At 65.2% G+C, this 18,115-nt stretch carries 20 protein-coding genes; 17 read left to right on the forward strand and 3 right to left on the reverse strand.

Annotated elements, in window-relative coordinates; genetic code table 11:
• Positions 1-68 precede the first annotated feature (68 nt).
• From H0A72_RS13735 to H0A72_RS13745, 3 genes are all read left to right on the forward strand, one after another.
• The gene (locus tag H0A72_RS13735) at positions 69-2,105 is read left to right on the forward strand and encodes a ParB/RepB/Spo0J family partition protein (protein ID WP_180156253.1); all 2,037 of its coding nucleotides are present in this window, start codon (positions 69-71) and stop codon (positions 2,103-2,105) included.
• A gap of 61 nt (positions 2,106-2,166) precedes the next feature.
• Positions 2,167-2,376, forward strand: a complete 210-nt coding sequence (locus H0A72_RS13740) for a hypothetical protein (protein ID WP_180156255.1) — start codon at positions 2,167-2,169, stop codon at positions 2,374-2,376.
• A gap of 732 nt (positions 2,377-3,108) precedes the next feature.
• Positions 3,109-3,423, forward strand: a complete 315-nt coding sequence (locus H0A72_RS13745) for a DUF736 domain-containing protein (protein WP_180156257.1) — start codon at positions 3,109-3,111, stop codon at positions 3,421-3,423.
• Positions 3,424-3,461: 38 nt separating this feature from the next.
• Here the strand turns inward: H0A72_RS13745 and H0A72_RS13750 are convergent, their stop codons facing one another.
• Both H0A72_RS13750 and H0A72_RS13755 read right to left on the reverse strand, forming a co-directional pair.
• Complete coding sequence (locus tag H0A72_RS13750) at positions 3,462-4,154, reverse strand: hypothetical protein (RefSeq protein WP_180156259.1); 693 nt, start codon at positions 4,152-4,154, stop codon at positions 3,462-3,464.
• 30 nt (positions 4,155-4,184) lie between these two features.
• The gene (locus H0A72_RS13755) at positions 4,185-4,487 is read right to left on the reverse strand and encodes a helix-turn-helix domain-containing protein (RefSeq protein ID WP_180156261.1); all 303 of its coding nucleotides are present in this window, start codon (positions 4,485-4,487) and stop codon (positions 4,185-4,187) included.
• 271 nt (positions 4,488-4,758) lie between these two features.
• On the opposite strand from H0A72_RS13755, the gene H0A72_RS13760 reads away from it, so the two are divergent.
• The 9 genes from H0A72_RS13760 to H0A72_RS13800 all read left to right on the forward strand — a co-directional run bounded on the left by H0A72_RS13760 (position 4,759) and on the right by H0A72_RS13800 (position 12,236).
• The gene (locus H0A72_RS13760) at positions 4,759-5,106 is read left to right on the forward strand and encodes a DUF2958 domain-containing protein (RefSeq protein ID WP_180156263.1); all 348 of its coding nucleotides are present in this window, start codon (positions 4,759-4,761) and stop codon (positions 5,104-5,106) included.
• Between the two features lie 321 nt (positions 5,107-5,427).
• Positions 5,428-6,198 (forward strand): DUF2285 domain-containing protein, encoded by a 771-nt coding sequence (locus H0A72_RS13765; protein WP_180156265.1) that lies wholly within the window; start codon positions 5,428-5,430, stop codon positions 6,196-6,198.
• A gap of 112 nt (positions 6,199-6,310) precedes the next feature.
• A complete protein-coding gene (locus tag H0A72_RS13770) occupies positions 6,311-6,595 on the forward strand; it encodes a helix-turn-helix transcriptional regulator (RefSeq protein ID WP_104550134.1) in 285 nt (94 codons plus the stop codon).
• A 26-nt stretch (positions 6,596-6,621) separates the two neighbouring features.
• Entirely contained in the window at positions 6,622-7,467 is an 846-nt protein-coding gene (locus H0A72_RS13775) for a replication initiator protein A (RefSeq protein WP_218953325.1), read from the forward strand.
• 265 nt (positions 7,468-7,732) lie between these two features.
• On the forward strand, positions 7,733-8,371 hold the full coding sequence (gene parA / locus H0A72_RS13780; RefSeq protein ID WP_180156270.1) for a ParA family partition ATPase: 639 nt from the start codon (positions 7,733-7,735) through the stop codon (positions 8,369-8,371).
• Positions 8,368-8,655 carry a chromosome partitioning protein ParB gene (locus H0A72_RS13785; RefSeq protein ID WP_180156272.1) on the forward strand — a complete coding sequence of 96 codons (288 nt, stop codon included), beginning with the start codon at positions 8,368-8,370 and terminating at the stop codon, positions 8,653-8,655. Before parA ends, H0A72_RS13785 begins: the two co-directional genes overlap by 4 nt.
• Positions 8,652-9,197 (forward strand): DUF2840 domain-containing protein, encoded by a 546-nt coding sequence (locus tag H0A72_RS13790; protein ID WP_180156274.1) that lies wholly within the window; start codon positions 8,652-8,654, stop codon positions 9,195-9,197. The genes H0A72_RS13785 and H0A72_RS13790 overlap by 4 nt, the downstream gene beginning before the upstream one ends.
• Positions 9,194-9,793, forward strand: coding sequence for a S26 family signal peptidase (locus H0A72_RS13795; protein ID WP_180156276.1), 600 nt, complete (start codon positions 9,194-9,196; stop codon positions 9,791-9,793). The genes H0A72_RS13790 and H0A72_RS13795 overlap by 4 nt, the downstream gene beginning before the upstream one ends.
• 448 nt (positions 9,794-10,241) lie before the next feature.
• The gene (locus H0A72_RS13800) at positions 10,242-12,236 is read left to right on the forward strand and encodes a relaxase/mobilization nuclease and DUF3363 domain-containing protein (RefSeq protein ID WP_180156278.1); all 1,995 of its coding nucleotides are present in this window, start codon (positions 10,242-10,244) and stop codon (positions 12,234-12,236) included.
• 157 nt (positions 12,237-12,393) lie between these two features.
• Here the strand turns inward: H0A72_RS13800 and H0A72_RS13805 are convergent, their stop codons facing one another.
• Entirely contained in the window at positions 12,394-13,287 is an 894-nt protein-coding gene (locus H0A72_RS13805) for a LysR substrate-binding domain-containing protein (RefSeq protein ID WP_180156279.1), read from the reverse strand.
• A 125-nt stretch (positions 13,288-13,412) separates the two neighbouring features.
• Here H0A72_RS13805 and H0A72_RS13810 point away from each other — a divergent pair, with 125 nt between their 5' ends.
• The 5 genes from H0A72_RS13810 to H0A72_RS13830 are packed head-to-tail and all read left to right on the forward strand — an operon-like array spanning position 13,413 to position 18,060.
• Positions 13,413-14,789, forward strand: a complete 1,377-nt coding sequence (locus H0A72_RS13810; protein ID WP_180156281.1) for an MmgE/PrpD family protein — start codon at positions 13,413-13,415, stop codon at positions 14,787-14,789.
• Positions 14,789-15,961, forward strand: a complete 1,173-nt coding sequence (locus H0A72_RS13815; RefSeq protein WP_180156283.1) for an NAD(P)/FAD-dependent oxidoreductase — start codon at positions 14,789-14,791, stop codon at positions 15,959-15,961. The genes H0A72_RS13810 and H0A72_RS13815 overlap by 1 nt, the downstream gene beginning before the upstream one ends.
• Positions 15,954-16,253: a (2Fe-2S)-binding protein gene (locus H0A72_RS13820; protein WP_180156286.1), complete on the forward strand. Its 300-nt coding sequence runs from the start codon at positions 15,954-15,956 to the stop codon at positions 16,251-16,253. Before H0A72_RS13815 ends, H0A72_RS13820 begins: the two co-directional genes overlap by 8 nt.
• Positions 16,253-17,644 (forward strand): FAD-dependent oxidoreductase, encoded by a 1,392-nt coding sequence (locus H0A72_RS13825; RefSeq protein WP_180156288.1) that lies wholly within the window; start codon positions 16,253-16,255, stop codon positions 17,642-17,644. Before H0A72_RS13820 ends, H0A72_RS13825 begins: the two co-directional genes overlap by 1 nt.
• The gene (locus H0A72_RS13830) at positions 17,641-18,060 is read left to right on the forward strand and encodes a RidA family protein (protein WP_180156290.1); all 420 of its coding nucleotides are present in this window, start codon (positions 17,641-17,643) and stop codon (positions 18,058-18,060) included. The genes H0A72_RS13825 and H0A72_RS13830 overlap by 4 nt, the downstream gene beginning before the upstream one ends.
• Positions 18,061-18,115 lie beyond the last annotated feature (55 nt).

Raw genomic sequence — 18,115 nt, forward strand, 5'->3', positions numbered from 1 at the left:
CAGGGGCAGGCAGCAGCCCTTGCCGCGTCATTCGCTGCTGCATTCCATCATCGCAAGGAGTTTTCACCATGAACGCCATCAACCACACCCAAGCCCAAGCCATCCACGCCACGGCCAGCGACGCGCCTGCCGTGCTGCTGGAAGCCGCCGACCCGAGCAAGAATCTGATTCTTGTGCCGCTGTTGCGGCTGGTATCGCGCCCCACGGGCCGCAACGTGCGCAAGACCCCGCGCATGTCGATTCCCGAACTCGCCGCCAGCATCCAGCGTGTCGGCCTGCTGCAAAACCTGATCGTGACCGCGACCGCTGACGGCGAGCGTTACGAAGTCGTGGCCGGAGGCCGTCGCCTTGCCGCCCTCAAGCTGCTGGCGAAGAAGCGCCGCATCAGCAAGGAATGGGACGTGCCTTGCCTGCTGGTTGCCGATGGCACCGCCCGCACCGCCAGCCTGACCGAGAACGTGCAGCGCGAAGCCATGCACCCCGCTGACCAGTTCGAGGCATTTGCCGCGCTGGTGGCCGAAGGCCGCCCCATTGAGGACATTGCCGCAGATTTCAGCGTCACGCCGCTGGTGGTGCAGCGCCGCCTGAAACTCGCCAACGTGTCGCCGCGCCTGCTGGCCGACTACCGCGCCGAGGCTGTGAGCCTTGATCAGTTGATGGCCCTTGCCATCACCGACGACCACACCGCGCAGGAAGCCGCGTTCTACGATGCGCCGACCTGGCAGCGCAGCCCGCACAATCTGCGCGACCGCCTGACCGAGCGCGAGATTGACGCCCACCGGCATCCGCTGGCGTGCTTCGTTGGGCTGGATGCTTACGAGGCCGCAGGCGGTGGCACCCGCCGCGATCTGTTCGCGGAAGCCGATAGCGGCATGTATCTGACCGATGCCACGCTGCTGGAACGGCTGGCGCAGGACAAGCTGGCCAGCCTTGCCGCCGAGGTGAAGGCCGAAGGCTGGGCATGGGTGGATGCAACCCCCGGCACGACCCATGCCGACCTGCAAGCCTTCCAGCGCGCCCCGAGGCAGCGCCGTAACCCCAACAAGCGCGAAGCCGCACGCATCGAGAAGCTGCAAACCAAGCTACATGAACTGGCCGAAGCCGTGGACGCCGCCCTGGACGCCGACGACGAAGAAAAGGCCGACGCCTTGCAGGAGGAAGGCGAACACCTGGGTGAACAGTTGCAGGCACTGGAAGATGGCTTGCAGGGCTACGGGGAAGCCGTCAAAGCTGCCGCCGGTGCCATCGTCACCATCGACCGCAATGGCGAGGCCGTGATTCATCGTGGCCTGCTGCGCGAAGCCGAGGCCAAGGCACTGCGCACGCTTGAACGGCTGCGGCAAGGTTTCGGCAGCGAGGGCGAAGCCGGGAACGACGACACCGGCGAGGAAACCGACGACGCCCCCAAGCCCGCTGCCATGTCCGACCGGCTGGCGCAGCGCTTGAGTGCCCACCGCACCGCCGCGCTGCAAATCGAAGTGGCCCGGCATCCGCAGGTGGCGCTGGCCGCACTGGTGCATGGCATGGTGCAGACTGTCTTGCAAGGCAGCCACTACGGCCACGATCTGCCGCTGGGCGTGAAGCTAACCCAGCAAGATCGGCTGGAAGGCATGGCCCCGGACTGGCTGGAATCGCCCGCCGCCGTGGCACTGCGCGAACTGCAACAGGTAGCGGGTGAAGCCTTGCCGGAGGACAGCGCCGAACTGTTCGCCGCACTGCTGGCGAAGCCGCAGGATGAACTGGTACGCCTGCTGGCCGTATGCGTGGCATCCACGGTCGATGTGGTAACGCCCCGCGCCACGCAGCACCAGTCGGGTGCCGAACTGGCGCAGGCCGTGGCGCTGGACATGGCGGCATGGTGGCAGCCGACCGCAGACGGCTATTTCCAGCATGTGCCGAAGGCCGCGATTCTGGAAGCCGTGGACGAATTCGCACCGGAGCACGTCACCCGGCTGGCGAAGTTGAGAAAAGGCGACATTGCCAGCGAAGCCGAACGGCTGGCCGATGGCACCGGCTGGATGCCTGCCATCTTCGCCGCCGAAGCCACGCAGCAGACCGTGCAGGAGGTGGTGACGGACGAGGCAGCCGAAGCACTGGCCGCTTGACCCCGCACCACAGATAGCGCCCCGGTTCCGGCCGGGGCGCTTTCATGCCGAGGATTCCCCCATGAGCCACGACACCACGAACCGCCCGCGCATGGCCGCGACTTACGCCCTCGGCACGATACGCGCCCGCCGCTGGCATGGCGATAGCGACGTGCGCGGCTATCGTCCGCCTCGCGGCTGGACAGCCCGTGCCGACCTGACCGACCTACACCCCATCACGGGCTGCGCCTTGCCGCGTGCCATGTGGTGGATCATCGAAACCAAAGAATAGGAAGCAACCCCGCGCGCGGCAGTGGCCGCACCCGGTTTCAAGGCTCAAAGCCAAAACGCCCCTTTGCCGCCTGACTGAAGGCGGCAAAGGGGCCGCGCACAAGTCGCCTTGTGCGCAAAAGCCATTGAAGCCATGCAAGTGCGGCGCGGCGCACGCGCCGCCGACATTCCGACAGCACCTCGCCGCAATAGGCGGCGCTTGTGGGACTACGCCCCGGCTTGCTGCGGCAGGTTGCACGAAAGCGTGCCGTGCTCGACGCTGGCGGTTCGTTGCCTGTACGTCAAGAAGGACGGTTCACCGATACACCACCTAGCCTCGATGTGGAGCTTCCACGCCACGCATCAAGCATGTGGCCGCGAGTTGTTGCAGGAGCGCTCGTATCTTGTTGCTGGGGCATTGACCTAGCCGCGTCAGGGCGCAAGCCGGTGAAGCTGTCATGCGAGGATGCCGAGTCGGTCATGTCTCCATTCGGGAGAGGCGGCCCGTGCGTCCTTGGCTTGTCGTGAATCCTGGCGGTGGCGCGGCTGCGCCTTGGGCTTTATGACCGCAACCTTGCGGCGAAAACAATTTCCCCTGCGCTATGCGCATTCCTCGCGGGGCAAATTCTTTTCGCCTCCAGGTTCTCCACGTTGTTGCGACCGCTGCGCGGTGCGGCCAGCCTATCCCCCGCCGGGCGGATCACAACAAGGACGCACTGGCGCGACCTTGTTCAACCCGAAAGGAGAAATCATCATGACTAACATCGGCACCTTCACCGCAGAGAAAGACGGCTTCACCGGCACGCTTCGCACCCTGATGCTCAACGTCAAGGTCAAGCTGGTTCCCAACGACAAGGGTGACAACGAGAGCGCCCCCGACTACCGTCTGCAAGCGGCTGGCCACGATATCGGCGCAGCGTGGAAAAAGACCAGCGAGGCCGGACGCCCTTATGTGTCCGTGACCCTTGATGATCCATCGTTCCCTGCAACGGTCTATGCCCGCCTGATCGAAGGCGAGGGCGGCGCACACGACCTGATCTGGTCGCGCAGCAAGCCAAAGGCAGCCTGACGGAGCCATGAAGCCCCGTCCACTGCGGCGGGGCTTTCCTATGATGGAATGTCCGGCAGTTTGGGTTCACCCTGGACAACCTCAATTGTCATGGACATTGAGATTTGAGGCATACCTCCCGGTGATGGGGGAGACTGAATATCGTGCGCAGGGAAGAGGCTCGCTATATCACGGTAGATAGCGTCGATCAATGTAAACAGAGCAACGAATGACATAGTAAGACTGCGGAGTTTCATGCTATCACCATCGTCCGATAGCGTCACGAGGATCGGGCCATCGCCGGTTTGGCCTGCGGCGATCTGAGAGTGCATATGTTCCTGTTGCCTGCGAAAATCGTTTAGGGATTGCCGCTCGTTATCTAGCGCGAGAACAAATGCCGATGGCATTTCCCCCTTTTTTGACAAAGCCCGGATGCACGCTATCGCTTTTTCAAGTGATGTGATGCAGTCTTCCATAGCAAATGCGAAGTCGAACACAGGCAAAAGTCGGCCTTTTGCCATCTCGGCAGAAGATCGTTGACCTTCGCTTATCTGCGCAAGTATTAACAACCGCGCATCGTTGTAGTGACGGGCCGTCTTGACAAGGCAATGCACCAACCAAGAGCGCCACTTTCTTTTTTCGACTGAAACATCTGGCTCGGGCATAAATATGCTTACAAGCATGGCATGTGAGCGAAGACCTTCAATGTTCAGATGAAGCGGCGGCATGCCGCAATGTGTCGGTATAGTCATCTGGTGTTTTAACGGCCAGCTAGGCCGCGATCATGGGTTCTCTATTTTCGATGCTGCAACGATTTCGTTCAGTTCCCGCTGGACTTGAGCAAGGAGCTGATCGGCGTTGAGCGGGTCGCGTCCTGCATAGGCCAGCGTCACCAGTGTGAGCGGATGAATCTCCATGACTTCGCATAGTTCGGCCAGCTTGTTCAGCGTCGGGCTTTTGAGGTCGCGCTCCAGCGCACTCATGTAGGTGCGGCTAGATACATCCGAGAACGCCTCTTGGCTCAGACCACGCGCCTTTCTGATCCGCCGCAGTGCATCGGGCAACGATGGCTTGAACGCTGTCATTCTGAACTTTCCCCAAAATCCAGAATGACAACTTATTGAGTCCTATAGGGCTACAATCTATAGTGTTCATTTTGACCGTTTGTGCCTTTACTGAAATCCGCATTGGCGGCTATCTTCAAAAGCGGAGAGCCTGATCCGTGTCTTTCCTGACTTCCGTGCATGTGCCTTCGTGCTTCTACGTCTCTGCGGATACGTGGGGTTGCGCATTGGTGCTTTCGTTGGAAGGCGTGAAAGCGCCTCTGCTGCTCTGCAAGTCCGTGGACGTACAGCCATGACTCCGCTCATCACCGCCGACGAACGCTCGCGCTTGTTGGCCAACGGCGAGGCCCGCGCCGCCGGGCAGGACACCGACCCGCTGCCCGTGGTGCGCCTGTTCACGCCAGATGCGCATGCCACTTGGCTGCTGGCTTCGCTCGACCCAGCCGATGGCGATACCGTCCACGGCCTGATCGACTTGGGGATTGGCATGCCTGCGCTGGGCACTGTGAAGTTGTCCGACCTGGCCGCCATCGTCGGACCGCGCGAGCAGCCCGTGATGCGGGATCGCTATTTCCAGCCGGTACGGCGGTTGTCGGAATACCTGCGGCTCGCCGCAGACAACGGCTCGATCACCGATTGAGCACTACTGCCAAGCGGAGCGCACTGTGTCTATTTCGGTCTGGTCTGTGACCCGTTCGGTCTGAATCGGCAGTGTTGCACCGAAGCGGTGCATACCTGATCGAAACGGTCATGATGCCTGGCGCGGGCTGCGGCAAGCTGACCGACGCGGCATGCCATTGGAGTGCGTTGCCGCCGTCGCACTCGGACGATTTCAGCAACGCATCGGAGTTCATCGGTCTTGACACTGCCAGTTTACGCTTCACCCATGACGTTTTGACGATGGCCTCGTAGCACGCCGTTTCGCCGTGGCGACGTATTCCCAGCACAGGGAGGTTGCTTCATGGCTGATCGCAGTGCCGAGCCGTGGTATGCCACGGCGGCCTATCTCTACGTTCTGCACTTGGATGGCCCGGCACTGGCCTGGGAGTACTTGCGCCGCCATCCCGACTACCGGCGCGACTGGTCGCGCCGTCGTCGCCAACCGGATGCTGCCGAGCGCTGGGGGTTGCGTCTGCTGGAAGATCCCGCCCTGGATGCGCGGGACGCGCACCCGGCCTGGTTCCCCGATCACGATGCCGTAGTGCAACTCTACCCGGATGCCGATCCGCCGCCCGATGCCCTGTGCTTTGAGTTCTGGAAGCTGCCGGGCCACAAACACCTGACCCATGACGGCAAGCGCCTGGTGCTGGTGGCGCGCTGGCCCGGCTGCTGCCTGCGCTTCGTGCTCGCGCCAGGCTTGGCCGATGGCATGGCTTACGCCTATGCCGTCCGGGTCTGTGCTACGCCTTGCGAACGCTATGCGGCCCTGACAAAAGAATTGAACAAGATCGCCGTAGCCACCGGTGCCGTACCTGCGGCGACCGTCCGGTCACGTCCGCCGCTATCCGCACTGCTGGAACTGCACACGCTTCAGGCGCTCGACGCGACCCTGGCGGGCGCGTCCTTGCGCGAAGTCGCCGAAGGGCTGTTCGGCGCAGATGCCGTCGTGGCCGACTGGCACAAGGACAGCGCCTTGCGTGCCCGCGTGCGGCGGCTGGTAAGGCGTGGCGAGGCGCTGATGTGCGGCGGCTATCGCAGCCTGGCGCAGCTCCCGCCAGTTGCATCGCAGTAAGGGGGGACATTTTGCAGGCTCTGCATTTCGTCCCTTAGCAAGAAGCCCATCTTTCTTGAAAGTGCCTCTATCCGGCCGCGTGGTGTGGCTGGGCTTGATGGAGGTACATCCCATGCGACCTGCTCCCTTGCGGCCTGCCGCCGCTGCTGTCGCTGCGCCCGCGCAGCCCCAACGCTACCTGACCAACGACGAGGCCGCCGAATACCTGCGCCTTTCGCCACGCACGCTGGAGAAACAGCGCGTGATAGGCGGCGGTCCGAAGTTCCGCAAGTTCGGCCGCCGTGTCATGTACGCGGTGTCCGACCTGGACGCCTGGGCCGATGCGCGTAGCTATGAGGCGACTTCCGACCCGGAGTACGCCGAGCGCCATGCGGGCGACTACCGTGATGGCCGCTGACCGTCGGCGCGTGGGTGGCCTTCGCCATGTCCAGCCCGTCAGGGCAAGCCTTGCCGCAGCGCGAACAGCTCGACCTGTTCCGCGCGCTGCCGGGCGACATGGCGCCACGCGACAGCCAGGACTTGATGGCCTATCCGTTTTTCTCGCTGGCGAAGTCGCGGCGCACCGCGCCGCTCGACTTTCGCAGCGGCAACATCACCATCCGCGTGGAAGGCACGCAGGAGCATGGCATTGCCACGATCTGGGATGCCGACATTCTGATCTGGGCGGCCAGCCAGATCGTCGAAGCCAAGGACGCGGGCATCCAGCCGTCCCGGCGGATGCAGGCCACGCCCTACGAGATCCTGCGCTTCATCGGGCGCGGCAAGTCGCTGCGCGATTACCTGCGCCTCAAGGCCGCGCTGGATCGGCTGCAATCGACCACGGTAGCCACGTCCATTCGCGAAACCACGGGAAGGCGATTGCATCGCTTCTCGTGGATCAACGAGTGGAAAGAGCTGGCCGATGCCAACGGCACGCCGCTGGGCATCGAGCTGATCCTGCCGGACTGGTTCTATGCCGGCGTGCTGGATGCTGCTCTGGTGCTGACCATAGACCAGACGTACTTCCGACTCACGGGCGGCATCGAGCGCTGGCTGTACCGTCTGGTGCGCAAGCATGGCGGCAGGCAGGAATACGGCTGGCAGTTCGACTTCCGGCACCTGCACCGCAAGTCGGGCAGCAGCACGCGGTTTTCGGATTTCGCCTACGACCTGCGGGTGCTGGTCGCCCGGCAATCGCTGCCGGGGTACGAGCTGGGCATCGTGCGGATTCCCGAGGACGACATGGAATTGCTGACCTTCCGACCCGTGCCGCAGACGGCACGGGGATAACAGCGGGACAAGCTGTGGATGGGGTCGTGCTATCAGGAGTACGCCTATCGTGCTATCAGGAGTACGAAAACGCCGGAAAGCCAGTAACCGCGCGGGTTTGCGATCCCTCTAACATTACTAACTTAAATTCTCTAACTATTGGTAGAGAAGCAGCATTGCGGTGGACAACTGCTGAAGGCGGAAAAACCGGCCAGGAAAAGCCGCAAAAATCACCCCGTTCGACACGGCAAAAACAGCCCGGTCTTCCAGCTAGGAGGGCCGCGCCATGATCGTCGCCGTGCTCAACCAGAAAGGCGGTGTCGGCAAGACCACGCTCGCCACGCACATCGCGGGCGAACTGGCCTTGCGGGGCCAGCACGTCATCCTGCTGGATGCCGACCCGCAGGGTTCCTCACTGGACTGGACACAGCGCAGAAGCCAGCAGGGCTTGCCCCGGCTGTTCAGCGCCGTGGGCCTGGCACGCGAAACACTGCACCAGGAAGCCCCAGAACTGGCCAGGCGGGCCGATCACGTCATCATCGACGGGCCACCCAGGATCGCCGCCTTGGCGCGTTCTGCGCTGCTGGCGGCCGAACGGGTGCTGATCCCGGTACAACCCAGCCCCTATGACCTGTGGGCCAGCGCCGAGATGGTGGCGCTGATTCGTGAGGCTCAGGTGTTCCGGCCTGGGCTACGCGCGGCCTTCGTCATCAACCGGCGCGTCAGCACCACGGTGATCGGGCGCGAAGCACGGCAATCCTTGGCCGAACAGCCGTTGCCAGCGCTGCGCAGCGAGGTGCGCCAGCGCATCGTCTTTGCCGACAGCGTGGCTGCGGGGCGATTGGCGCGGGAGACAGCTCCCGATAGCGCAGCGGCGCAGGAAATTACTGCGCTGGTCGATGAGCTGCTGAGGTGGCCGTCATGAGCGACAACAGCAACCCACCCAACGGCAAACGCCTGGCCAAGCGGGTCGGCATCGGCGCGCGTCCGCCCGCCAATCCGCACGCTGAGGCGTGGATTCGCCAGGGCGACGCGGATGCGCTCAACAAAGGCGACCTCTACACCGCTCGCCTGACCCTCGACATCACGCCCGCCATGCGGGCGCGCATCAAGGTGTCGGCCTTCACGCAAGGCGTGACCGTGGCCGACCTGCTGCGCGGTTTGCTGGAGCGCGAGTTTCCAGAACACCGCAGGGAGAACACACCATGACTACATCAGCATTGTCTGCTACCGCACCGCCCGCCATCGCGATCACGACTGCGCACGCTGCACCTTCCAGCCAGCCTAGCAGCGCGCCGTTGACGCGCGTATCGCTCGCCTACATCGAGCCGCGCTTCAAGCTCTACCTGCGCTTCGGCGAACCGGCGCGCACGCTCCAGCTCGATCGCTGGCGGCGCTGTGCCATGTTCATGCCGGGTGCAATCCTCTGCCGCGTTCGTTGGCAGGCAAACGACTACGGCACGATCCGCTGGCAGCTCATGGTGATGCAGGCTGCTACACCGCTTGAGGCCGTGCAGCGCATCCCCGGCGTGCAGCCAGGCGCGTGCCTGCTGCTGCATGCTGAAGGTGACGTCAATGTGCGCGCCGTGCTGGAACGCATCGACGGCATCGAGGCGCTGGGTATCGCTGCCATCGACGTGTCGCCCGCGTACTGGCGCACGCTCGCTAACCGGCTCGCCGCGCATTCGCCGCTGCCCGAATACACCGCCGAGAGGCACGCCGCCTGGCTGGCCGGGAAGGCACTGCCATGACGGCCCATCCCACCGTCGCACGCCCACCCGAAGCCGCGCCGCTTCCTCGCTCGTACCTGCGCGCTCGCCTCGTGCTGGCGGGCTTCGCCACCGTCGGCCTCGCTGCGCTGGCCTGGGCTGCTTTCGTGCAGCCGCTGCCGCGCCTGATCTACAACCCGTCCGACAGCGTTCCGGTCGGCTGGTATCGCGTCGATCCGCAGCGCCACGGCTACGGCTCGCTGCCACGTCCCTTGTCCGTGGGCAGCATCGTCCTGACCACGCTGCCGCCAGATGTTGCCGCGCTCGCTGCGCAGCGCGGCTACCTGCCCGTACACGTTCCGCTGCTCAAGCGTGTGGGCGCGGTCGCGCCGCAACACGTCTGCATCGTCGCGGGTCAGGTACGCATCGACGACGTGCCGATGGCCGCCGCACTACCTGCCGACCGGCTGGGCCGGCCGCTGCCATCCTTGCAGCTTTGCCGCCGCCTCGACCCGGACGAGCTGTTCCTGTTGAGCGTGACCAATCCTGCGTCGTTCGACAGCCGCTATTTCGGGCCGGTCAGCGCATCCGCCGTGATCGGCGTTGCGCATCCTGTCTGGCTGGAGACACGCCCATGATGGCCGCCGATTCACTGCACGTTGCCGTGCATCTTGTCGTGCTATCAGGCGCGTCGTTCTGCAGGTCTTCGCCGTGTCGTCGCGCGTGGAGTGCGGGTGCATTCGCGCCGCATTTCGCGCTGCCTTCGGCGCAGCCGTCCAACGTGCAGGCGTCTTGCCTCGAACGCGCCTGGCCTGCGGCCATTGGCGTGTTCGCCGGCGGGCTGGCTGCAAGCAGCGCAGCGCCGCCGGGCCGCCGACGCCCGGAGCGCCAGCGAGGGGCAAAGGCGGAAGGCAAGACAAAAGGGCGCGGCACCGGGCCGCGTCGAAAGCCTGTCTGCACATGGGGGTGGCGCGGCACGCAGCGGCTTCGCCCCCGTACCGCGTTGGGCGCGAAGGTCGCGCCAATGCAGGCATGTCCGCGTGCTTCGCACGACCGGACACGCCGTAGCTTGCGGGGAGAGCAGCGATGACCGACCGCCGCGACGATGATTTCCGGGTGCGCTCCAGCGCCCCGAAGAACCGGGGCAAGGGCCAGGGGCAGAGCTTCGTTTCCAAGGTGCTCAAGCAGGCCGGCAAGGCCAGCAGCGGCAAGTCGGCGGTGCGCCGTCCTGGCACTGGCGGCAGCGGCCATCGGCCCGGTTCGCGCCTGGGGCGGGGCCATACGGCGACGCGTTTCGCCGGGGCTACGCTGACGCCCATGTCGCGGCGCGTGATCATCAAGACCCTGCTGGTGAATCAACGCAATGCCAGCCCGCAATCGCTCGCCAAGCACCTGCGCTACATCGAACGCGACGGCGCGGGCCGCGATGGCGAACCTGGGCGGGCCTACGGGCCGCAGACCGACGAAGCCGACCTTGATGCCTTCAAGGAGCGGGCCGCCGACGACCGGCACCATTTCCGCTTCATCGTCTCCCCGGAGGACGGTGCAGAGCTGGGCGACCTGCGCACCTACACCCGGCATCTGGTGAACCGCATGGAGGCCGACCTTGGGACGCGGCTGGACTGGGTGGCTGTGGATCACTGGAACACCGACAACCCGCATACCCACCTGATCGTGCGCGGGCGCGACGACACCAGCAAAGACCTCATCATCGCGGGCGACTACATCGCCGACGGCTTCCGCCACCGCGCCGCCGAACTGGCGACCGAATGGCTGGGGCCGCGTACCGAACTGGAGATCCGGCAGACCTTGACGCGCGAGGTGGATCAGGAGCGGTGGACGAGCCTGGATCGCACCTTGAAGCGCGAGGCCGGCGAGGATGGCCGGGTGCGGACCGAACGCTTCAACGAGCCCCGGCTGCAACGCCAGCGACTGCTGCTGATCGGCCGCCTGCAACGCTTGCAGCGCCTCGGTCTGGCCGACGAGGCGCAGCCCGGCACCTGGGCCGTCCATGCGGACGCGGAGAAGACTTTGCGCGCCCTGGGCGAGCGCGGCGACATCATCCGCACCATGCAGCGCGCCATGAACGGCCAGCCGCGCGAGCTGGCGGTGTTTGAGCCGGGCCAGAACGTGGATGGAAGTGGCCGCACCATCATCGGCCGTGTGGCTGCCAAGGGGCTGGCCGAAGAGCTGCACGACCGCGGTTATCTGGTCATCGACGGCGTGGACGGCAAAGCCCACTACGTCGCCTTGAGCGCCCGCGACGAGCTGGCGAACTACCCGAGTGGCGCGGTGGTGGAGGTGCGCGGTTCTGCCGAGGTGCGCGCCGCCGACAAGAACATTGCCACGCTGGCAAGCGATGGCCTGTACCGCACCGACCATCACCTGGCGATCGAGCAAGTCCAGGCCAAGCCCAACCGCGACCCGCAGGAAGTCGTTGCGGCGCACATCCGACGGCTCGAAGCCCTGCGCCGCGCCGGTATCGTGGAACGGGTAGCCGAGGGGCTATGGAAGGTGCCAGACGACCTGGCCGAGCGTGGCCGCGAGTATGACATACAGCGGCTAGGCGGCGTAGCGGTGGAAATGAAATCGCACTTGCCCATCGAGCGGCAGGCCCGCGTGATCGGCGTGACCTGGCTGGATCAGCAGTTGATCGGCGGCGGCAATGGGCTGGGTGATCTGGGCTTTGGGGCCGAGGTCAAAGTTGCGCTACGCGAACGCGCCGATTTCCTAGTCGAACAGGGGCTGGCCGAGCGGCGCGGTCAGCGCGTGATCCTCGCCCGCAACCTGCTGGCGACGCTGCGTGGGCGCGATATGGCGAAGGCCGCACAGGACATTGCTGCCAAAACCGGCCTGGAGCATCGACCCTTAGGGGAAGGGCAGCGCGTGGCCGGCATCTATCGGCGCAGCGTCATGCTCGCCAGCGGCCGCTACGCGGTGCTGGATGATGGCCTAGGTTTCTCGCTCGTGCCGTGGCGGCCAGTGATCGAACAGCGGCTGGGGCAACAGCTCGCCGCCATGGTGCGCGGCGGTGACGTATCGTGGGAGATTGGACGGCAGCACGGACCTATAGTCGGTTGATTCGGCCTACTTAATTTGGAGTGTCCAGTGTTCCGTCAGACGCCTGAGCACCGCAGATATCCGCCGCAGATGCCCCGATTTGGGATACAGGAGCAACCACAGTTCTGCCCCCACTTATGCTGGTGGCACAGCCAGTGCCCCCATCAGCTTGGCTGGGTCATTGCGCCATGCGCAGGGCAAGCAACTCTGAAAACTCGCTTGCCAGCACCATCGACGGATGATTCGATGGCGTCACGACGCCATACTGGGACTGGATACGCTCCTGCAGCGGCCTGACCACGCAGCGCGGGTCGCTGATCGGCGTCGGGACCCAGCGCGACACTAGGGCGATACCGGCGCCTGCCGCGGCCAGCGCGCATGCGATGGAAGAGGTCGGGGTTTCGGCAACGACCTGCGCTGCCAGACCACGCTGGTTGAAGGAGTCGTCGATCTGGTAGCGCACGTAGCTGTGCTGCGAGGGCAGGATCAAGCGCTCGGATGCCAGCTCGGCCAGGCCGATCTCGGATCGATCCACCAGGCGGTGGCGGGCGGGAAGTACCGCCACCATATCACCCGAAGGCAATGGCGCGACATGCACCCCCGCGCGCGCCAGCGGCAACTCGATTACGCCAACCTCGAACTGGCGCGTCGAGACCAGTTCGGCAATTTGCCGCGAAGGCAGCGACTGCAAGAATACCGTGACCTGCGGCCGCTCGGCCATGAACTTGGCAAGCACGTCGGGCACCAGCCATTGCGCCAGCGCCGGCAGTACAGCGACCTTGAGCGCGCCCGCGCGGTGGTGGCGCAGATCCTGCGCGACCTGGGCGATGCGCTCGATGCCTCCATAGATCTGCTCGACTTCACGATAAAGCGCCTCGGCCTCGGCCGTGGCTACTAGACGGCGACCCTTGCGGTGGAACAAGGGATAGCCCAGGCGCAACTCAAGCAGCCCAATGGTTCGGCTGACCCCGGGCTGGGTCACGCTGAGCAGTTCGGCCGCCCCCACGACGCTGCCGGACAGCATCACCGCCCGAAACGCCTCAATGTGTCGCAAGTTGATGTTGTTTTTCATTAATTACCTTTAGGCATAAGCAGGGCTAAATATTGCAATAGTCTCGTAGAGCGGAGCGCTATACGATTGCAATAATAACCAATATTTCACGTTAATTATCCGTCACTCCTCCCGCAAATACATAAATGCCATTCAGTTATACATCGAACTCAAGCAGTGTCAGTGCATCGCCGGCGGCGATCTCCACCGCGCACTCGCTTGCGCGCTACGCGGCTGGCAGTTGGGCCATCCCTCTGTCTCGCACGACACGCGACACCGCGCTCAAATGCCTGCTGGACGTGTTGACCAGCGCCGGCGCCGCGCTGGATCTGCCAGGTGTGATGGCTGCCCGCGAGGGCGCCGTGCGTCTGCTCGGCCCGGGGCATGCCCCCATCTGGTTCACTGGCGACCATGGGTCCCTGGGCGCCGCACTTGTCGCCAACAGTGCCGCCACGGCGGCGCTGGATCTGGACGACGGCTACCGGCGCGCACGTGGCCACCCCGGCGCCGCCGTCATCCCCGCGGCGCTTGCGGTGCTGGGAACCGATCCGGATCTCCAGGCCGATACGATCCTCGCGGCGATCGTGGCGGGCTACGAGGTGGCATTGCGTGTGGCGATCGGGCGCCCGTCGTATGCCCCCTCCGGGGCGTGGTCACCCTATGGCGTGATCGCGGTGATCGGCCGCCTACATGGCGCCAGCGCGGAGCACATCGCCCACGCGCTGGCCATCGCCGCCCAGGCGGCGCCGGGGCTGCCCGCTCTGGCGGGCATTGCGGGCTCGGACGTCAAGGAAGGCATTCCTTATGGCTGCCTTGCAGGGCTGGCAGCGCTGGAGATGGCAAGGGCCGGCGCGACCGGCCCCCTCGGTATCTTCGACGACCCGGCATTGTTCGACGCGCAGGCCATGCTGGAAGGCTTGGGCGGTACGCCCTTAATCGAAGGCGTCTACTTCAAGCCCTACGGCTGTTGCCGCCACATCCACGGCGCGCTCGATGCCTTCCTCGCACTGCGCCAGCAGCAGCCGTTCGAGATCGGGGACATCGTGGCGCTGAAGGTTCACACCTACCGGGCTACCTTCAACCTCGCCAACCGGGCCGAACCCGCCTCGCTCGTGGATGCGCAGTACAGCGTGCCGTTCTGCATGGCCGCTGCGGCAGCCGGTGGGGAGCGCGCGCTGCTGCCATTGAAGCCATCGCAACTATGCGATCCGCACCTGCTGCAGTTGGCTCAGCGGGTCACGGTTCACCATGATCCCATGATCGAACCGCTGTTTCCCGCACGCTCGCCATCACGGGTGACGGTGGTGCTCAAAGGCGGCCAGTGCCTGGACTCGCCGGTGGTAGACCCACGGGGAGACCCGATCCGGCCGCTGACGTGGGAGGATCTGGTCGCCAAGTTCCGGCAGGCGACCGCCCATACGTTGGGTACGCAGCAGCAAACCGTGCTGGCCAGCCTGGAACAGTTCGCCCAAGGCAATACGGCCCCTTTGAAGCAAGCGCTCGCGCTGCATGGGACGGTGTGATGTCTACCAGGCATCTGCCCTTGACGCTGCCGGCAGGCGACGCGCAAGGTCGTGCGCGCAGGCTGGCTGGTGGCCCTTTCGACGTGCTGGTGGTAGGCGCCGGAGTCGTGGGAATGAGCGTGGCCTGCGGGCTGCTCAGGCAAGGCCTGACGGTGTGCGTGGCGGACGAAGGCGATATCGCCTTGCGGGCCTCCCGCGGCAACTTCGGCCTGGCGTGGGTGCAAGGCAAGGGCGCCAAGTTCGCCCCCTATGCGCATTGGTCCATCGACGCAGCCGCGATGTGGCCCGGCTTTGCCCGCGCGCTGCAGCAATGCAGCGGCGTGGATGTGGAGCTATCGCAGTCCGGCGGCTTCACGATCTGCACCGACGCGCTGGAGTACCAGCAGCGCGTGGCCATGCTCCAGGGCATGCAAGAGCAGATGGCAGGGAAGTTCCGCTTCGAGGCGCTGTCGGGGGCCGAGACGCAAGCGCGCCTGCCCCACGTCAGTCCCCGCATCGCGGGCTCGACCTACTGTCCGCTTGACGGGCACGTCAGCCCGCTGCAACTGCTGCGGTCACTGTTCAATGCCTTTGCCGTGCAAGGCGGCGTGCTGCTGCCCCGCACCCCCGTGCGCGCGCTGACGCCCCGGCCCGGCCAGTGCTTCCTGGCCGCCACCGCGGGCCAGCCCATCGAAGCCGGCAAGGTGGTGCTCGCCGCCGGGCTGGGCAGCGCGGTGCTGGCAGCCGATGTCGGCCTCCAGGCCCCGCTGCGCCCGGTGCGCGGCCAGTTGCTCATCACCGAGCGCACGGCCCCGTTTCTGTACCAGCCGACGCTGCACGTGCGTCAGACCGCCGACGGAACCGTGCAGATTGGGGATTCTAAGGAAGAGGTCGGCCTCGATACTGGCACGACGTGGGAGGTGCTGGCACGCATCGCTAGCCGCGCAGTGCACACCTTCCCGTGCCTGCGCGACGTGCGCGTGGTACGCACCTGGGGCGCACTGCGCGTCATGAGTCCCGACGGCTACCCTATCTACGACGAATCCGAGCGGCATCCCGGCGCCTTTCTGGTGACTTGCCACAGCGGCATCACCCTGGCGCCCCAGCACGCCGGGCCAGTGGCGGACTGGATTGCCGGCGGCAGCAAGCCCAGCGCCATCGCAGGGTTCAGTTCAAGGAGATTCGATGTTTAAACCACTGGATGGGCTTGCGCCCAAACCCAAGGTGGAGTTGGATGTGGACGGCACCACGGTCACGGTCGCGCAAGACCGAACCCTGGCCATCGCACTACTCGAAGCGGGCTACCACGCCACCCGCCGCAACCATCGCGGTGAGCCCTGTGCTCCCTACTGCCTGATGGGCGTGTGTTTTGAGTGCCTGGTGCAGGTCGATGGTGTGGACAACGTGCAGTCCTGCCAGGTCAGGGTGCGTGCCGGCATGAAGGTGTGCCTGCCCCAGGGCCCCCGCGCGGTGAAGGAGCGTTGATGGACTACGACTTGGTGGTAATCGGCGCCGGGCCTGCCGGCATGGCGGCCGCTGCCGAAGGCGCAAACCTGGGGCTGAAGGTGCTGCTGCTCGACGAACAGCCGCAGGCCGGCGGCCAGATCTACCGTCGCGTCCAGCAGGCCAGCCCGCAGGCCGCGCGCGTGCTCGGCAAGGACTACATCGAGGGCCGCGCACTGGTGGCCCGGCTGGATGCCAGCGGCGCGGACACCTGCTTCGGTGCCTTCGTGTTCGACGTGTCGTCGCAGTTGGATGTGTCTTTCCAGACCGATGGTGTCTTCAGGCAGGTCCGGGCGCGACACATCATCGTCGCCACTGGCGCCATGGAGCGCGCCTCGCCGTTTCCGGGCTGGACGCTGCCGGGCGTGATGACCGCCGGTGCCGCCCAGATCGCGCTCAAGGCCGATGCCGTGATTCCGTCGGGGCGCCTCGCCATCGCCGGCTGCGGGCCGCTCGTGCTCCTGGTGGCCCAGCAGCTCCTGCGGGCCGGTGCGACGCTGGCCGCCGTGATCGAGACCGGGGAACTCTACAACGTGCGCCGCGCCATCGGCAAACTCCCTGCGGCGCTGCGCGCGCACCGCGACCTGCGTAAAGGCGCGGCGATGCTGCTGGGCATCTGGGCCGGGCGTGTGCCGTGGTTCAGGGGCAGCGCCGATCTGCGCGCGCTCGGCACCGACCGGTTGCATGCCATCCAGTTCGAGTGCCAGGGCACCCGCCAGAAAATGGACGTCGACACGTTGCTGGTGCACCACGGCGTGGTTCCCAACCACCAGCTCACGCGCCTGCTGGGCCTGGCGCACCACTGGAATCCCGAGCAATTGGCCTGGGAGGTCGTCTGCGATGCGCTCGGGCAAACCTCCAGGCCAGGTGTCAGCGTCGCAGGCGATGGCGCCAGCATTGCCGGCGCCAAGGCCGCCGCCGCACGCGGGGCGCTGGCCGCGCTCGGTGCGGCCAGCGCCCTGGGCGCGCAGCCGTCAGAGGAACGCCTGCAGCACTACCGCGCGCGACTGAAGACGGACATGGCCATCCGCCCCTTTCTGGACACGCTGTACCGTCCGCCTGGCTGGATCGAGCAGCCAGCGGACAACACCACCATTTGCCGCTGCGAGCGCGTCAGCGCCGGAACCATTCGCGAGATGGCCGACCTGGGCTGCGCCGGCCCCAATCAGACCAAGTTCTTCAGCCGATGCGGCATGGGGCCGTGCCAGGGTCGCGTCTGCGGCACGCCCGTTTCGCAGTTGCTGGCGCAGCGCGCAGGGCTGGATGTCGATCAGGTCGGCGCCTACCACATCAGGGCGCCGCTCAAACCGCTGCCCCTCTCGTTGATCGCCAGTTTCGATCCCGACGAATCTTCACCCACCGCGCAACGATGAACACAGAAACCCAACGCCTGCACAGCAATGCCCGCCTCAGCAAAGTCGTAATCCATCCCAGCGGTTTGGTCTTCCTGAGCGGTCAGACCTCCAGCGGTACCACTGCATCTTCTATTGAGGAGCAGACGCAGGAAGTTTTGCGACGGATTGATGCTTACCTTGCCGAAGCGGGCACCCACAAGGAAGGCATCCTGTCGGCCACGATCTACCTGCGCGAGATCGACGACTTCGGCGCAATGAACCAGGTCTGGGAGCGCTGGGTGCCGGCCGAGCATGCGCCTGCACGCTGTACCGTGCGGGCGCAATTGGCCTCGCCACAACTACGCATCGAAATCTCCGTTATTGCGGCAGCCAACATAACAAGCAAGCATCAACAGCCCAACGAATTTGAATATTCAGTCTCTACCAATTCATAGAAAATAAAAACATGCCGGTCGGTAGTTTTTGATCGTCTTTTAATCGCTACCAATG

Origin of the sequence: Parapusillimonas granuli, from assembly GCF_013416525.1 — a bacterium.
Lineage (GTDB): Bacteria > Pseudomonadota > Gammaproteobacteria > Burkholderiales > Burkholderiaceae_B > Parapusillimonas > Parapusillimonas granuli.

Excerpts from the sequence above, each read along its gene's own strand:
- H0A72_RS13735 (WP_180156253.1), top strand. The coding sequence starts at position 69 with ATGAACGCCATCAACCACACCCAAGCCCAAGCCATCCACGCCACGGCC.
- H0A72_RS13740 (WP_180156255.1), top strand. The coding sequence starts at position 2,167 with ATGAGCCACGACACCACGAACCGCCCGCGCATGGCCGCGACTTACGCC.
- H0A72_RS13745 (WP_180156257.1), top strand. The coding sequence starts at position 3,109 with ATGACTAACATCGGCACCTTCACCGCAGAGAAAGACGGCTTCACCGGC.
- H0A72_RS13750 (WP_180156259.1), bottom strand. The coding sequence starts at position 4,154 with ATGACTATACCGACACATTGCGGCATGCCGCCGCTTCATCTGAACATT.
- H0A72_RS13755 (WP_180156261.1), bottom strand. The coding sequence starts at position 4,487 with ATGACAGCGTTCAAGCCATCGTTGCCCGATGCACTGCGGCGGATCAGA.
- H0A72_RS13760 (WP_180156263.1), top strand. The coding sequence starts at position 4,759 with ATGACTCCGCTCATCACCGCCGACGAACGCTCGCGCTTGTTGGCCAAC.
- H0A72_RS13765 (WP_180156265.1), top strand. The coding sequence starts at position 5,428 with ATGGCTGATCGCAGTGCCGAGCCGTGGTATGCCACGGCGGCCTATCTC.
- H0A72_RS13770 (WP_104550134.1), top strand. The coding sequence starts at position 6,311 with ATGCGACCTGCTCCCTTGCGGCCTGCCGCCGCTGCTGTCGCTGCGCCC.
- H0A72_RS13775 (WP_218953325.1), top strand. The coding sequence starts at position 6,622 with ATGTCCAGCCCGTCAGGGCAAGCCTTGCCGCAGCGCGAACAGCTCGAC.
- parA (WP_180156270.1), top strand. The coding sequence starts at position 7,733 with ATGATCGTCGCCGTGCTCAACCAGAAAGGCGGTGTCGGCAAGACCACG.
- H0A72_RS13785 (WP_180156272.1), top strand. The coding sequence starts at position 8,368 with ATGAGCGACAACAGCAACCCACCCAACGGCAAACGCCTGGCCAAGCGG.
- H0A72_RS13790 (WP_180156274.1), top strand. The coding sequence starts at position 8,652 with ATGACTACATCAGCATTGTCTGCTACCGCACCGCCCGCCATCGCGATC.
- H0A72_RS13795 (WP_180156276.1), top strand. The coding sequence starts at position 9,194 with ATGACGGCCCATCCCACCGTCGCACGCCCACCCGAAGCCGCGCCGCTT.
- H0A72_RS13800 (WP_180156278.1), top strand. The coding sequence starts at position 10,242 with ATGACCGACCGCCGCGACGATGATTTCCGGGTGCGCTCCAGCGCCCCG.
- H0A72_RS13805 (WP_180156279.1), bottom strand. The coding sequence starts at position 13,287 with ATGAAAAACAACATCAACTTGCGACACATTGAGGCGTTTCGGGCGGTG.
- H0A72_RS13810 (WP_180156281.1), top strand. The coding sequence starts at position 13,413 with ATGCCATTCAGTTATACATCGAACTCAAGCAGTGTCAGTGCATCGCCG.
- H0A72_RS13815 (WP_180156283.1), top strand. The coding sequence starts at position 14,789 with ATGTCTACCAGGCATCTGCCCTTGACGCTGCCGGCAGGCGACGCGCAA.
- H0A72_RS13820 (WP_180156286.1), top strand. The coding sequence starts at position 15,954 with ATGTTTAAACCACTGGATGGGCTTGCGCCCAAACCCAAGGTGGAGTTG.
- H0A72_RS13825 (WP_180156288.1), top strand. The coding sequence starts at position 16,253 with ATGGACTACGACTTGGTGGTAATCGGCGCCGGGCCTGCCGGCATGGCG.
- H0A72_RS13830 (WP_180156290.1), top strand. The coding sequence starts at position 17,641 with ATGAACACAGAAACCCAACGCCTGCACAGCAATGCCCGCCTCAGCAAA.